This is a genomic window from Geodermatophilus bullaregiensis (assembly GCF_016907675.1).
Classification (GTDB): Bacteria; Actinomycetota; Actinomycetes; order Mycobacteriales; family Geodermatophilaceae; genus Geodermatophilus; species Geodermatophilus bullaregiensis.
On record NZ_JAFBCJ010000001.1, the window covers coordinates 3,025,479 to 3,040,095 of the forward strand.

11 protein-coding genes are annotated in these 14,617 nt (G+C 73.9%); 8 read left to right on the forward strand and 3 right to left on the reverse strand.

Annotation, left to right across the window (positions count from 1 at the left end; translation table 11 throughout):
* The first annotated feature begins 223 nt into the window (after nt 1–223).
* From JOD57_RS14290 to JOD57_RS14300, 3 genes are read left to right on the forward strand one after another with little or no spacing between them, the layout of a single operon-like run.
* Nucleotides 224–1,252 (forward strand): NAD-dependent epimerase/dehydratase family protein, encoded by a 1,029-nt coding sequence (locus JOD57_RS14290; RefSeq protein ID WP_204692633.1) that lies wholly within the window; start codon nt 224–226, stop codon nt 1,250–1,252.
* Nucleotides 1,249–1,818 carry a dTDP-4-dehydrorhamnose 3,5-epimerase family protein gene (locus tag JOD57_RS14295; RefSeq protein ID WP_204692634.1) on the forward strand — a complete coding sequence of 190 codons (570 nt, stop codon included), beginning with the start codon at nt 1,249–1,251 and terminating at the stop codon, nt 1,816–1,818. The genes JOD57_RS14290 and JOD57_RS14295 overlap by 4 nt, the downstream gene beginning before the upstream one ends.
* A complete protein-coding gene (locus tag JOD57_RS14300) occupies nt 1,815–3,143 on the forward strand; it encodes an NAD(P)H-dependent oxidoreductase (RefSeq protein WP_204692635.1) in 1,329 nt (442 codons plus the stop codon). Before JOD57_RS14295 ends, JOD57_RS14300 begins: the two co-directional genes overlap by 4 nt.
* Before the next feature lie 15 nt (nt 3,144–3,158).
* On the opposite strand, the gene JOD57_RS14305 is transcribed toward JOD57_RS14300, so the two are convergent.
* The gene (locus tag JOD57_RS14305; RefSeq protein ID WP_204692636.1) at nt 3,159–3,617 is read right to left on the reverse strand and encodes a MerR family transcriptional regulator; all 459 of its coding nucleotides are present in this window, start codon (nt 3,615–3,617) and stop codon (nt 3,159–3,161) included.
* A gap of 254 nt (nt 3,618–3,871) precedes the next feature.
* Here JOD57_RS14305 and JOD57_RS14310 point away from each other — a divergent pair, with 254 nt between their 5' ends.
* The 3 genes from JOD57_RS14310 (at nt 3,872) to JOD57_RS25470 (ending at nt 8,560) form a co-directional block, all read left to right on the forward strand.
* Nucleotides 3,872–5,089, forward strand: a complete 1,218-nt coding sequence (locus JOD57_RS14310) for an acyltransferase family protein (protein ID WP_204692637.1) — start codon at nt 3,872–3,874, stop codon at nt 5,087–5,089.
* A gap of 454 nt (nt 5,090–5,543) precedes the next feature.
* Nucleotides 5,544–7,202 carry a glycosyl hydrolase gene (locus JOD57_RS26915; RefSeq protein ID WP_204692638.1) on the forward strand — a complete coding sequence of 553 codons (1,659 nt, stop codon included), beginning with the start codon at nt 5,544–5,546 and terminating at the stop codon, nt 7,200–7,202.
* A 254-nt stretch (nt 7,203–7,456) separates the two neighbouring features.
* On the forward strand, nt 7,457–8,560 hold the full coding sequence (locus tag JOD57_RS25470; RefSeq protein WP_204692639.1) for a glycoside hydrolase family 26 protein: 1,104 nt from the start codon (nt 7,457–7,459) through the stop codon (nt 8,558–8,560).
* Between the two features lie 109 nt (nt 8,561–8,669).
* Here JOD57_RS25470 and JOD57_RS14325 read toward each other — a convergent pair whose 3' ends face one another.
* Nucleotides 8,670–9,950, reverse strand: a complete 1,281-nt coding sequence (locus JOD57_RS14325) for a hypothetical protein (protein WP_204692640.1) — start codon at nt 9,948–9,950, stop codon at nt 8,670–8,672.
* An 85-nt stretch (nt 9,951–10,035) separates the two neighbouring features.
* Entirely contained in the window at nt 10,036–11,634 is a 1,599-nt protein-coding gene (locus JOD57_RS14330) for a Wzz/FepE/Etk N-terminal domain-containing protein (RefSeq protein ID WP_204692641.1), read from the reverse strand.
* Between the two features lie 641 nt (nt 11,635–12,275).
* On the opposite strand from JOD57_RS14330, the gene JOD57_RS14335 reads away from it, so the two are divergent.
* Nucleotides 12,276–13,121, forward strand: a complete 846-nt coding sequence (locus JOD57_RS14335; protein WP_204692642.1) for a hypothetical protein — start codon at nt 12,276–12,278, stop codon at nt 13,119–13,121.
* Between the two features lie 138 nt (nt 13,122–13,259).
* Complete coding sequence (locus tag JOD57_RS14340) at nt 13,260–14,576, forward strand: MATE family efflux transporter (RefSeq protein WP_204692643.1); 1,317 nt, start codon at nt 13,260–13,262, stop codon at nt 14,574–14,576.
* Nucleotides 14,577–14,617: the final 41 nt, after the last annotated feature.

Genomic DNA, 14,617 nt, shown 5'->3' on the forward strand with positions numbered 1-14,617 from the left:
AGCGAAGGTGGACTGTAGGGCCGCGCCGCCGCCGGTGCACCAATCGGGTGGACCGCGGGGGAGGCGGTGTGTCCTGGCCCGAACCGCAGGTAGCGTGCCCCACGAGCGCGGCCCGGACGTCGATGGGGCCGCGGTAGCGGCTCGGTGATCGCCACCGCGCCTGGCAACGTCGCCTGCCCACACGGCCCTCGAGCCGGGCAGACCACTGGGGAGGATGTCGATCGTGCGAGTGCTGGTCACCGGGACCGAGGGGTACCTGGGCTGCCTGACGGCGCAGGAGCTCATGCGGGCGGGACACGACGTCGTCGGCGTCGACACCGGCTACTACAAGAACGGCTGGCTCTACCCGGGCCTCGAGCACGTCCCCGAGACGCTGGCGCTCGACATCCGGCGCCTCGGGCCCGAGCACCTCGAGGGCGTCGAGGCGATCGTGCACATGGCGGAGCTGTCCAACGACCCGATCGGCGACCTGATCGGCGACGTCACCTACGACATCAACCACCACGGCTCGGTGCACCTGGCCGAGGCCGCGAAGGCCGCCGGCGTCCCGCGCTTCGTCTACATGAGCTCGTGCAGCGTCTACGGCGTCGCCGAGGGCACCGTCGACGAGAGCAGCCCGGTCTCGCCGCAGACGTCCTACGCGCGGTGCAAGGCGCTGGTCGAGCGCGACGTCACGGCCCTGGCCACCGACGACTTCTCGCCGACCTTCCTGCGCAACGCCACCGCCTTCGGCGCCAGCCCGCGGATGCGCTTCGACATCGTCCTGAACAACCTCTCCGGGCTGGCCTGGACGACGGGCAGGATCGCCATGACCAGCGACGGGTCGCCGTGGCGGCCCCTGGTGCACGCGCTCGACATCGCCAAGGCCATCCGCATGACGCTGGAGAGCCCCCGCGAGCGGGTGCACGGCGAGGTCTTCAACGTGGGCAGCGAGGGCAACAACTACCGCGTCCGCGACATCGCCGAGATCGTCGCCGCGGAGTTCCCCGGCTGCGAGCTCACCTTCGGCGACCCGAGCGCCGACAACCGCAGCTACCGGGTGGCCTTCGACCGCATCCGCGAGGTGCTCCCCGGCTACGACACCGACTGGGACGCCAAGGCCGGCGCGGCCCAGCTGCACCGGGTCTTCGAGTCCATCGACATGGACGAGGCCACCTTCACCGGCCGCGGCCACACCCGCCTCAAGCAGATCGAGTACCTGATGCGCACGTCCCAGGTCGACCCCCAGCTGTTCTGGAGGGCCTCCCTGTGAGGTACACGCCCCTCCAGGTCGACGGCGTCCACCTCGTCGAGATGGAGCCGTTCACCGACGAGCGCGGCGGGTTCGCCCGCTCGTTCGACACGACCGAGTTCGAGGCGCACGGCATGCGCCCCGAGGTCACCCAGTGCAACGTGTCCTGGAACCACCGCGCCGGCACGCTGCGCGGCATGCACCTGTCGGTGCCCGGGCACCCGGAGTCGAAGTTCATCCGGTGCACCCGCGGCGCGATCGTCGACGTCGCCGTCGACGTCCGGCCCGACTCACCCACCTACATGCAGCACGTGATGGTGGAGCTGACGGCGGAGAACCGGCTGGGGCTCTACCTGCCCCCGCACCTGGCGCACGGCTACCAGACGCTGACCGACGACACCGAGGTGCTCTACATGGTCAGCGTCCCCTACGCGCCCGGCGCCGAGGTCGGCTACCGCTACGACGACCCCGCGTTCGGCCTCACCTGGCCGCGCGAGGTCGCCGTCATCAGCGACAAGGACGCCGGCTGGGCGCCCTTCGACGCCGAGGCCAACGCCGCCCGCTTCGCCGCGGGGGTCCCCGCGTGATCGCGGTCGACACCCTGCTGCGCCAGCGACAGACCGACGGCCGGCCGGTCCGCATGGGCCTGGTCGGTGCCGGCTTCATGGCCAAGGGCCTGGTCAACCAGGTGGTCAACAGCACGCCGGGCGTGCAGCTGACCGTCGTCTGCAACCGGACGCCGGCCAAGGCCTCCGCGATCGTCACCGAGGCCGGCGCGACACCGGTCGCCGCGGAGTCGCTCGCCGACGTCGCCCGGATCGCCGCGGCCGGCGACGTCGCCGTGACCGACGACATCGCGCTGGTGACCGGCAGCGACGCCGTCGACGTCGTCGTGGACGCCACCGGCGCGGTCGCCTTCGGGGCGGACCTCGCGCTCGCCGCCATCGCCGGCGGCAAGCACCTGGTGCTGCTCAACGCCGAGGTCGACGCCACGCTCGGCCCGCTGCTGGCGACCAGGGCCGACGCGGCCGGCGTCGTCTACTCCGGCGCCGACGGCGACCAGCCCGCGGTGCAGATGAACCTCATCCGGTTCGTCCGCCAGATCGGTCTGCAGCCGCTGGTGGCCGGGAACATCAAGGGCCTGCAGGACCCCTACCGCAACCCCACCACCCAGGAGGGGTTCGCGAGGCGCTGGGGCCAGGACCCGTGGATGGTCACGAGCTTCGCCGACGGCACCAAGGTGAGCGTCGAGCAGGCCCTGGTCGCCAACGCGGCCGGGCTGACCGTGCCCCGGCGGGGCCTGTACGCCATGGACCACAGCGGCCACGTCGACGAGCTCACGCAGCGGTACGACGTCGAGGAGCTCCGCGCGCTCGGCGGCGTCGTCGACTACGTGGTGGGCGCCAAGCCGGGCCCGGGCGTGTACGTCATGGCCACCCACGACGACCCGAAGCAGCGGCACTACCTGGAGCTGTACAAGCTCGGCACCGGGCCGCTGTACAGCTTCTACACGCCCTACCACCTGTGCCACTTCGAGGTGCCGACGACGGTGGCGCGCGTGGCGCTGCTGGGCGACCCGGCGATCCGCCCGGCGGGTGCGCCGCAGGTCGACGTCGTCACGCTGGCCAAGACCGCCCTGGCGGCGGGCACGGTGCTCGACCGGCCGGGCGGCTACCACTACTACGGCGAGGCCGAACGGGCCGACGTGACGCACGCCGACCGGCTGCTGCCGGTGGGGCTGGCCGAGGGGTGCCGGCTGGTGCGGGACGTCGGCAAGGACGAGGTGATCGGCTACGCCGACGTGGAGCTGCCCGAGGGGCGGTTGGTCGACCGCCTGCGCGCCGAGCAGGACGAGCGCTTCTTCGGCAGCGCCGCTGCCGTCCTCACGGAGGTCGCCACCGCCGGTCGGTGACCGGCGGGCCCGCTCTCAGGCCGGCTGGGTGTCCTCCACGCGCGGTTCGGCCGAGGCGGCGTCCCCGGGCGCCGTCTCCAGGGCGGTCTGCTCCTCGGACCTGAGCACGCCGATGAACTCGTCGGCGCGCTCGAGGTTGCGCTGCAGCTTGCGCCGCCGCTCGGCGGCGTCCGCGATGAACGACCGCAGCTGACCCAGGAGGTCGGTCCGGGTCGCGTCGGCGCCCGGGCCCGCGCTGCGGAGGCCCTCGACGACGACCAGCAGCTGTCGCATCTCCTCGACGCTGAAGCCGAGCGGCTTCATGCGCCGGATCACCATCAGCTTCTGGTAGTCGGCCTCGCTGTAGAGCCGGAAGTTGCCGGCCGTGCGCGCCGACGGACTCAGCAGGCCGGTCTCGTCGTAGTGGCGGATGGTCGGCAGCGACAGCCCGGTCTTCTCGGCCAGTTCGCCGATCCGCATCAAACGCTCAGACATCGATCCGTCCCTTGCTGCGCGACGTGGTGAACGCACCCCCGGTGAGGGTCGTCCCCCGCCGATGTTCGCCGGGACGGTACACGGCGTGGGGGCCGGTGCAGGCGCGACCCACACCACGGACGGGTGATTGACAGTCTTTCCGCAGGTGAGGGTAGGTTCGCCCGTGCAACTCTCTTCTCACCTGAGAGAAGAGTTGGCGGTCCCGCCGTCAGTCGAGCGCGGAGGCCCACGGCCCACCAGTCCGAGAGGACGTCATGGCGAGCGACACCACCCCGCGCGAGGCCGCGGTGTCCGGCACCACCGCGGAGGGGTCCGGTCCCGCACGGAAACAGCGGGTCCTCGGCCGGCGCGCGAGGACGGCACACCCGCCCCAGACGCTGGCCGGCGCCTTCGACCCCCGGCGCAACAGCCTGGCGATGATGCGTGTGGGTCTCGCCGGGGTGGTGGCCGTGGCGCACGCCCTGAGCACGGGTTTCGGCTGGCAGCCCAGCCTGGGCGGGACGGACCTCAGCGCCCTCGCCGTGGACGGGTTCTTCGTCCTCAGCGGGTTCCTGGTCACCAGGAGCCTCCTGCGGCTGCGGTCCGTGCGGCGCTACGCCTGGCACCGCCTCCTCCGGCTGCTGCCGGGCTTCTGGGCGTGCCTGCTGGTGATCGCGCTCGTGCTGGCCCCGCTGGCGGCCCTGCTGGAGGGCCGGGACCCCGGCGCGGTCCTCACCGCCGGGGAGGACCCGGCCTGGCGCTACGTGCTGGTCAACGCGGGGCTGGTCATCGCCCAGCACGGCATCGCCGACCTCGCCACGCCGGCGGGTGAGACGGCGCTGGACGGGTCGCTGTGGACCCTGCAGTACGAGGCGGCCTGCTACGGCGCCGTCGCGGTGCTGCTCGCGGTCGCCGGTCTGCGGGCGCAGCGCCGGGTTCTCGCCGTCGCCTGTGTCGTCGTGTGGGCCGCCCTCCTGCTGGAGTCCGTGGTGCACATCCCGCTGGAGCCCCCCGCCTTCGCCAACGACCAGCTCCTCCGGTTCCTGCTGGTCTTCCTGCTCGGCGCCGCCGGCCACGTGTTCGCCGACCGGCTACCCGTCCGGTGGACCTGGGCCGTGGCCAGCGGTGCCGTCGTCGTGGCGACCGCCTTCCTCCCCGACCACCGGCTGCCGGGTGCCGCCTGCTTCGCCTACCTCTGCCTGTACACGGTGGTGCGGCTGCCGTGGCGCTGGACGCCGTCCTGGGACCTGTCCTACGGCCTGTACGTGTACCACTGGCCGGTCCAGTTCGTCCTGGTGCTGGCCGGGGCGACCGGGCTGGGGGAGTGGCCGTTCGTGGTGCTGTCCGTGGCGGTCAGCCTCTGCCTCGCTGCGCTGTCCTGGGTCCTCGTCGAGGGTCCGGCGCTGCGCCTGAAGGACGCCCGCTGGGTGGGGTCCGCCCGTCCCGTCAGGAGCCGGGAGCCCCTCACGACGCCGGGGCGCCCCGGGGCCTGAGGCCCGCCTCGCGGACCGCGGCCGCCCCGCGCGCCGCCGCCGGCGCGGTGGCCACCGGCGTCGGTCGCGATCCGGCACCCGCCGGCGGTCACGCTCGACGGCCGAGCCGACGCACCGGCCCGGGGAGTGGCCAGGATCACAGCGTCCCCGTGATCCGGCCCCATCCTGTGCATCACAGCAGGTAACCGGTCCGTCACACCGCGGCTCGCTGGTGCCGGGTGGGGAGGACGAGGCGCATGGGACGGCCTGCGACTGAGAGTGACCTTCCCGATGCGGAGCGCTTGTGCAAGCATCCCGAACGTCATCGATGTGATTCGTCTGATCACGCCGAGTGTCGGACGCGCGAAGGACCTGCCTTGACTGCCTGTGCTCTCCTCCCCACCGCCCTCCCCGCGACCGCCGGTACGGACCGGTCGGTCCCGCGATCGGGGGCGTCGAACTGATGGGTCGCCACGTGCACTCCACCTCCTCCACCGGCCTCCCGGCCCACCGCGCCGCCGCAGCCGGCCGACCCGGCCCGCGCCCGCGGACCGCGCCGGCCGGCTCGCACACCCCCGCGGTGCGGGCGGACGGCGACGTCGTCGTCATCCGCCGGCTCCCGGCCGTGCCGCCGACCGCTCCTCAGCCGGCCGTCGCCCCCGGCCGGGACGTCCCGGACGCCTCGGCCGAGGACGGTGCCGTCCCCCGGCCGGCCGCCCACGCGGAGGGGAGGCGCGCACAGAGGGCCGCCCGCGTCCGGTCCCGCCGGGGCGGCCGCCTGCACGGGGTGCTCGTCTACGCGACCGGTGTGCTGCTGGTCCTGTCGAGCGTCTACGGCGTGGCCCACGCCGTCGGTGGCGGTGACGTGGTCACCCAGACCGCGTCCAGCTTCCGGAACTGGTGCTTCGGTGAGGACGGCGGCGGTGCCGGTCAGCGCCGGGGGCAGGCGAGGGCCGTGGCCGCGGGGAACGCGTCCCGGACGGCACCGGCCGCGCCCGCGCCCGTCGAACCGGTCGCGGAGGCCGGGAGCGCCGAGGCCGAGGCCGAGGTCGCGGAGGCCGAGGTCGCCGACCGAGCGTCCGGCAGCACCGAGTCCGTCAGCACCGAGTCCGTCAGTGCGGCGTCCGGCGGTGGCGCGTCCGAGGCTCCCTCACCCGCGGACGCCCCGTCCGGTGCGGTGACCCAGGACGCGCCTGTCGCGGCGGGCTCGACCGGGCCGGCCGGCTCCGGCACGCCGGCAGCGCGGACCGTGCTGCCGGCGGGGACCTGGCTCTCGGGCGCCTCCGGGTCGGGTGTGTCCGACGGCTCCTTCGGGACCTGGCGGGGGCGGGACGTGGAGATCGCCAGCACCTGGGCGGACAACAACGAGGCGATGACCGAGCTCTGGCAGCTGCGCCCCGGCGGCGAGTACGGCTCCTGGGACCGCTCGCTCGACATCGCCATCGGCGCGATCGGGGACGGCGAGACCTGGGAGCGAGCGGCGACCGGCGCCTACGACGGGCGGTGGCGCGAGTCCCTCACGACCCTCCGCGACCTGTGGGACCAGCGGTCGGGGACGGTGTACATCCGCTTCGCCCACGAGATGAACGGCAACTGGTTCGACTGGTCGGTCGACGCCGGCAACCACCAGGCCTTCATCGAGGCGTGGAAGCGCTTCCGGGCGCTGCAGCAGGAGGTCTTCCCGGCCTCGCAACTGGTCTTCAACGTCAACCGCGAGTCCGTGGACAGCGGCATCGACTGGCGCGAGACCTTCCCCGGTGCCGAGTACGTCGACGTCATGGGGGTCGACTACTACAACCAGTACCCGTACGCCGGTGACGCCGAGGAGTGGCGGGCGGGCCTGGACGACACCGACGGCTACGGAGCGCCCAAGGGGCTGCAGCGGCACCTCGACTTCGCCCGGAGCGTCGGGCTCCCGCTGTCGGTCTCGGAGTGGTCCGGCAACGCCGACGAGGGCGACTCGGCGGCCTACATCCAGGGGATGTACGAGTTCTTCAGCGTCAACGCCGGCAGCGGGCCGGGTCAGGTCCTCTACGAGACGCAGTACAACATGACGGGGGACGGCCGGCGCTTCCTCCTCTTCGGCGACACCCGCATGCCGGCCTCGGCCGAGGCGTACCGCCGACTCTGGTGACCGCGCCCGTGCGCCGCCCCGGGACGACGGTCCGGGGGCGGCGCACGGTCGCGTCGCCACCCCGTCCCACCGGCCGGCGGGACGCGGCCGGCCGCGGACGCCACCGGATCGGGGGAGCCGTTCCCGGAGCGATCCACTCTCCAGTCGCCTGAGGGTAGGGTCCTGGCGGCGGGGGGCGCCGGTCGTGCGGGTGCACGACCGGGTGGAGTCCCGCCGACCGACGGATGCCGCGGAATCGGACGACGGGAGTTGAGGTGTCCTCAGGACTGGACCGGGACGACGTGACGGAGGGCTCCCCGTCGGTCCTGGAGGGTCCGCCCACGCCGGCGCCGACGGCCCGCGGACGCCGCCGGACCCGCTGGGTCGTCGCGGGTGTCGCGGCGGTGGCCGCGGTCGGTGTCACGGGCGCCGTCGTCCTGAACGGCCAGACCTCCGAGCCGGTCCCGGTGGCCCTGGACCCCGACCCCGTCGCGTCCCCTCCGGCGAACTGGCTGTCCGGGGCGTCCGGGCACGGCGTGGCCTCGGGGGAGTACGGGACCTGGCGCGGCCGTCCCATGGAGATCGCCGGCACGTGGGTCGACAACGACGACGCCATGGTGGCCCTCTACCAGCTCCAGCCCGGCGCGGAGTACGGCGCCTGGGACGGCCCGCTCGACGTCGCGATCGGTGCCTTCGACGAGGGTGGCTCCTGGGAGGAGGCGGCCGACGGGGACTACGACCGCCGGTGGCGGGAGTCCCTGACGAACCTGCGTGACCTGCGCGCCGACCGGCCGGGCACCGTCTACATCCGTCTCGCGCACGAGATGAACGGGACCTGGGTGCCGTGGGCGGTCAACGCGGACAACCACCAGGCCTTCGTCGAGGCGTGGCAGCGCTTCCGGGACCTGCAGCAGGAGGTCTACCCCGAGGCGCAGCTGGTCTTCTGCGTCAACCGTGAGTCGGTGGGCACCGACATGGACTGGCGCGAGTTCTTCCCCGGTGCCGAGTACGTCGACGTCATGGCGGTCGACTACTACAACAACTACCCGTACGTGGACACCGCGGAGGAGTGGCAGGAGTCGCTGCTGGAGAGCGACGACTGGGGTGCGCCGAAGGGCCTGCAGCGACACCTCGAGTTCGCCCGCAGCGTCGGTCTGCCCCTGGCGGTGCCGGAGTGGTCGGGCAACGCCGACGAGGGCGACTCCCCGGCCTTCATCCGCGGGATGTACGAGTTCTTCTCCGAGCACGGCGGCACCGGCGCCGGCGACGTCCTCTACGAGATCCACTTCAACGTCCACGGGGACGGCGACCGGTGGACCCTCTTCGGCGAGTACACCCGCATGCCGGAGTCGACGGAGCTGTACCAGCAGCTCTGGTGACCCGGGCGCTCCGGCCGGCCGCGGCGGCTCCGCCGGCGGGCCGCACCCCGGCCGCCCGGAGCCGCGCGGTGCGATCAGGCGACGCGGACGGCCCCGGCGCGCCGGCGACTCACCGGGAGGCCGGTGCTCGTCGTCCCTCCGAGGTGCCGATGCCGGTGAGCAGCCACGCGAGCACGGCGGTCTGCGGCTGCAGCAGTGCGCCGGACAGCAGGAAGATCATCACCAGGACCGATCCCGGCACGACCCGCCACGGCGTGCGGTCGAGGACGGCGAACACGAGGAACAGCAGGAACAGGCCCCCGGCCAGGATGCCGTACTCGAAGAGCAGCTTCGGCAGGGTCCCGTAGAGGATGTCCATGCCGATCGGGGTCCCGTTGATCAGGCGGTCCACCGACCCCGGACCCGCGCCGACGAGGAAGCGCACCGGCTCGGCGACCAGCCCCTCCCACGCCTCGCGGTAGGGCGCCACGAACCGCGAGTTGGCACTCGAACCGCTCGTGCCGAACTCGCTCTGCCGATCGAGCAGGAAGTCGGCGACCGGGCTCAACAGCAGCACCGCCGCCACCGTCCCGCCGGTGATCACGTAGCTCGGCCGCAGCCGGCGCGGCATCCGCGCCAGCAGGAGCACCGCGCCGGCCCCCAGCAGGATCAGGCCGGTCCCGGAGACCGCAGCGGCCAGGCCGCAGCCGAGGACGAGGACCTGCCACGCCCGGACGCCGAGCACCATGCCGACGAGGATGGCCAGGGCGCAGAGCTGCGACAGGAAGGACGGCTCGAGCAGCACGAACGCCGTGCCCTTGTACACGCCGACGCCGTAGGCGAGCTCGTTGTTGTAGTTGAAGTCCGGGATCCGGTAGGCGTCCGGGACCACTTGGGCGAGGTAGTCCTCCCACTCCCAGACGCCGGTCCACTGCCCCACCAGCTGCGCGGTCCCGAGGGCGGCGAGCCCGACCATGGTGAGCACGAACGTCCGGCCGGCCCGGGCCACCACCGCGGCGCCGTAGGGGTCCCGCACCCGGAACACCCAGAGCAGGTAGATCGCGACCAGGAAGAACAACGAGGACATGGACAGCTCGCGGGTGGCCCCGAGCCAGGTCACCGCGGCCGTGGTGAGCAGGCAGGCGCTGATCGCCAGGGTGAGCAGCTCGGCCCGGAGCTGGTTGACGACGAGCAGCCGCCGGACCAGCAGGAAGCCCACGAACAGGTAGGTGAGCGGCAGGGCGACCGAGATCACGCTGCCGCCGAACGGGATCCCCACCCGCTGGGTGAGCACCACCACGACCACCAGCACCGACACCAGGCGCAGCTCACCCGGCTGCGGGGTGGCGCTCCCCCCGTCGGCCGGGCTGGGGAGGGGGCGCAGGGCGACCGGGCGTGCGGGGGCGCTCACGCGTCCACCGTCCGGCGGTGCGCGTCAGGCCGTGGCTGCCGGCACCCGGGGGATCCCGGCGACGCGCCCCCGGCGTCCGGTCGGCTCATGCTCCGGAGCGACGGACGGTCGCCGGGGGAGCCCCCGTGGCCTCCGTGCCGTCGGCCGCGGGCAGCGGGGCCCGCAGCGTCGCCGGACCGGGCCGGCGGGGGAGCACAGCGGGGGTCGCAGCGGTCCGGAGGGAGGGCAGCCAGGTGCGGTGGGTGACCAGGACGCCGTCGCACTCCCGCCCGGCCAGGTCCAGCTGCCGCCGGAGCTCGCTGAGCTCACGACCGCGGTACTTGGCGCGCACGACGGCCACGACCGCACCCACCTCACCCAGCAGGGCGTAGGCGGTGGCGTCGTGGACCGCCGATCCGGCGTCGACCAGCACGAGGTCGGCCGAGGCGAGCAGCGTGGTCAGTGACGGCCGCAGCGCACCGATGGCGGCGACCGACGTCCGCTCGACGCGCGCGATCTGCACCCCGCCCCCGTGCTGACCGGACAGCGCCGGTACGGGCTGCAGCGCGGCCCCCAGGCTGCCGCCGCCCGCGACCAGCGTGGTGAGCGGCACCGACGGCGGCGTCGCACCGGCCCGGCGCAGCAGCCGGCCGTCGTCAGTGGCGTCGAGCAGCACGACCCTGCGCCCCTGGGCCGCCTCGGCGGCCGCCAGCCCGAGCAACGCGCTGGTGGCGCTCGTGTCCCGCCCGACGGAGGTCAGCATGACCGACTGGTGCCCGGCGTCCCGGAGGCGGTAGCGCAGGGCCTGGAGCGCCAGCGCGTAGCGGTCCTGGCCGGGCTGCTGCGGCACCGCCGCCGAGCCGAACCACCGGACGGGGACCTCGCCGAGGAGCGGCCCCCCGGCCTCGGCCGCGAGGGTGTCCCGGCCGACCGGCCGGCGCGAGCTCCGCCAGGCCAGCGCCAGGCCCGTGGAGAGCAGGAAGGCTGCTGCGGCGGCCAGGTAGGCGTTGCGCCCCGGGTTCGGGAGGACCGGCTCGGAAGGAACGGACGCCGGCTGGATGACCGCGACGCCGTCGCCGAAGATCGCCGCCCGAGCACGGATGTCGCGCACGACGGCGGGCTCGGCCGCCGCGACCGCCGCCGCCTGGTCGGCGAGGGACTGCACCTCCGCGAGCGTGAACTCGCCGTAGGCGATGGCCACCGCGTCGGCGCGGGCGGCCGCCAGCGCCGGGTCGGCGGCCTGGGCGATGACCGAGATCACCTCGTTGGACCCCGCGGGCACCGCCGAGACCTGTCCCCGGAGCTCGGTCCCGGGGACGCCGTCGCCCAGCCGGACGGCGGCCCGGTCGAGCACCGACAGCGTCATCATGATGTTCGCCTGGTTCTGCACGTACCGGTCCTCCGCGCCGGAGAACGAGTTGGACAGCGGAGCGAACCTGTTCGACGAGGACAGCACGACCTCGGCGGTGGCCTCGTACACCGTGGGCTGGCGCGCCGTGTAGGTGTAGGCGGCGTAGCCCGCGAGCAGGGTCACCAACAGGATGAGCACCCCTGCGCGCGCCAGGGTGCCCAGCAGCACCGACCCCCGCCCTCGCCGGTCGTCCTGACCCTGGGGGAGGGTCGTGCTGCCGCCGTCGCTCCGCTGTACGCCGTTCATCTCGAACCTTCTGTCGTTGCTGCCGTGGCCGCTCCGGGTGGCGCTCACCCGTGCCTCCCTGTCCGCGGCCGTCCGCCGCCGTCCACGCGTCCGTCGCGCGTGCTCTGCCGGTCCTCGCGCATGCTGGTCCCCGTCTGCTGGCTCATGGTGGTCCGGGTTCCCGGTCGCACAGCGTCCCGGGTCACGGGGTCTGCACACACGCCGGGCGGGGGCGCTGTGGACGCGGGCGGGCTCCCCCGGCCGGGTCCGGCGTCACGCCCCGTACGCGAACGCCCTCGGTCGCTCCGACGCCGTCCCCCTGCTTGCTGTCTGGTCACCGTACCGCCCGGCAGGGTAGCTGCCGGGCGGTACGGTGACGTCCCGCCGTCGCACCGCAGTCGAATCGAGACCTCGCCCAGCGCCCAGTCGGGGATCGGCCCGTTCCGCTCCCATGCTGGCCCGCGGGCCGTCCGCGGACGAGGGTCCTCACCCCAAAGCATGAGGAGACGGCCGCGGGCCCGACCGGCCGGCCGGCCGGTCAGGAGCCGCGATGGCATCCGGGCGGAACGAGGTCGGGAGGGGCAGGCCGGCGGGGTGTACGGCAGGGTGTCACCCGTAGAGGCGACGGAGGAGCGGTCACCACCGACGGCGCCGCGCCGTCGTCGGCGGGCACGGGGAACCGTCCTGCCCTCTGGACCTGAGGGAGAGCGATGGACGACCTGGTGTACGTGAACCTCGGCGAGGGGCGGCACGTCGACGAGCTCCGCTTCTCGATCCTGAGCGCCGCGCGCCACCTCGAGGAGGGCGGCGACTGGCGGATCGTGCTCTTCACGGACCGCAGCGAGCCCTTCGAGGACCTGCCGGTGGACCTGGTCCCGGTGACCGAGGAGACCGCGTCCGCGTGGATGGGGTCCCACGGCTACGTCTGGCGGGCCAAGATCAAGGTGATCGAGGAGGCGCTGGCTCGACCGGGGACCGATCGCTGCGTGTACGTCGACGGCGACACGTACTTCGTGCGCTCCCCGGCCGAGGTGCTGCGGCGGGTCGGCCCGGGCCGCAGCGTCCTGCACCTGCGCGAGGGCTGGCCGCCGCCGCCCGAGGTCGCGGCGCTCGAGCACGTCCTGAGCCGGCACCGGCCGGTCGACACCGCCGGGCGGCCGTGGGGGTTCGGCCCCGGTCGCGCCTCGTGGAACGCCGGGGTCGTCGGTCTCCACCGCGACGACGCGCACCTGTGCGGTGAGGTGCAGCACCTCACCGACCAGTTGCTCGAGCACGGGTTCGGGGAGCACTCGCACACGTCCGAGCAGCTCGCGTTCACCGTGTGCCTCCAGGAGCGGACGTCCGTGCGGCCGTGTCACGACGTGGTGGTGCACTACTGGCGCTCGGACCTGAGGGAGCCTTTCGAGCCCGAGCTGCGCCGCGTCTGGGCCGAGCCCGGGCTGGCGATGGCGGACCGCTTCGAGCGCCTCTGGGCCAAGCGCCCCCGCGAGGCCCGCGCGCGGCGCATCAAGGGGGGCGTGAAGCGGCTCGCCTGGCGCCTCGGGGTGAAGGTGTGACGCGCCGGGCACCTCGTCGGTGACCCCCGAGCGGGTGCAGTCCGGTGACCCGCCTCCTAGGGCCCTGTAGCCTCGCGCGGTGATCACCGACTGCCGGACGGCTGCCGGCCGGGAAGGCACCAGCGTGGACGTCGCCCGTTGAGCAGCCGGAAGCTCGGTCAGCTGGCCGGACGGGCCACCTGGAACATCGCCGACCAGATCGTGTCGAGCGGCACGAACCTCCTGATCACCGTCCTCGTCGCCCGTTCCCTGTCGGCGGAGGGCTTCGGCGCCTTCTCGGTCGCCTTCACCGTCTACTCGCTCCTCATCGGGGCCAGTCGCGCCCTCATCGCCCAGCCCCTGGTGGTGCGCTACACCTCCCAGGACGCGGTGGCCTTCCGGGCGGCGTCGCGTTCCGCTGCCGGAGCCGCCACGCTGCTCGGCATCGTGTCGGGAACCGTCGTCGCCGTGGCCGGCGCGGTGACCGGCGGCGCGGTGGGCGCCTCGCTGCTCGCGATCGGCGTGCTGTTGCCCGGTCTCCTCCTGCAGGACATGTGGCGAGCCGTCTTCGTCGCCGAGGGCCGGCCGGCGGCAGCTTTCGTCAACGACCTGATCTGGGGGGTCGTCCAGTTCGCCGCCGTGGGACTGCTGCTCGCCGTCGACCAGCGCAGCGCCCCGGCCATGGTCCTCGGGTGGGGGATCGCGGCCGGAGTGGCTGCGCTCATCGGGGGGCTGCAGTTCCGCGGCCACCCGCAGATCAGGACCAGCCTCGCCTGGTTGAGCCGGCAGCGTGACCTGCTGGGCTACTACCTGGCCAGCTTCCTCAGCGTCATGGGGGCCAACCAGCTCACCATGCTGCTGATCGCCGGCATCGGCGAGCCGGCCGACGTCGGGGCCCTCCGCGCAGCTCAGGTCGTCCTGGGGCCGCTCAACCTGATCGGCTACAGCCTCTCGGCCTTCGCCCTGCCGGAGATCTCGCGCCGGCGGCTCGGCGGCCGGACCGCTCTGGTGGCCGCGCTGGGCCTGTCCGGGCTGATCGTCGCCGCCGACCTGGTGTGGGGCGTGGCGCTGCTCGTGCTGCCCGAGGAGCTCGGCACGGCGCTGCTCGGGGAGAGCTGGGCCACCGCCGAGGAGGTCCTGCCGGCCACGCTCCTCGGCGTGGTCGCCATCGGCCTCGGCTTCGGTGCGAGCACCGTCATGACGGCCCGCGGCTTCGCGAAGGACATGTTCTGGGTGACGGCGCTGCTCGCCCCGGGTTTCCTCGTGTTCGGCGTCCTCGGCCTGCAGCTGGCGGGTGCTCCGGGAGCCGCACTCGGCCTCGCCCTCGCCCAGGTGGTCATCGTCCCCGTGGTCTGGTGGCGGCTGGTCGTGCTGCTGCGCAGGGAGCAGGCCACCGGGGACGCGCCGGACCGGCGGACCGAGGAGGACCTGTCGGCAGCGCCCGGGTCCGCCGGGTCGCCGTCGCGGCAGGCCTGAACCCGCCGGCGCGGCGGGGAGCCCGCCACGCCGGCGGGACG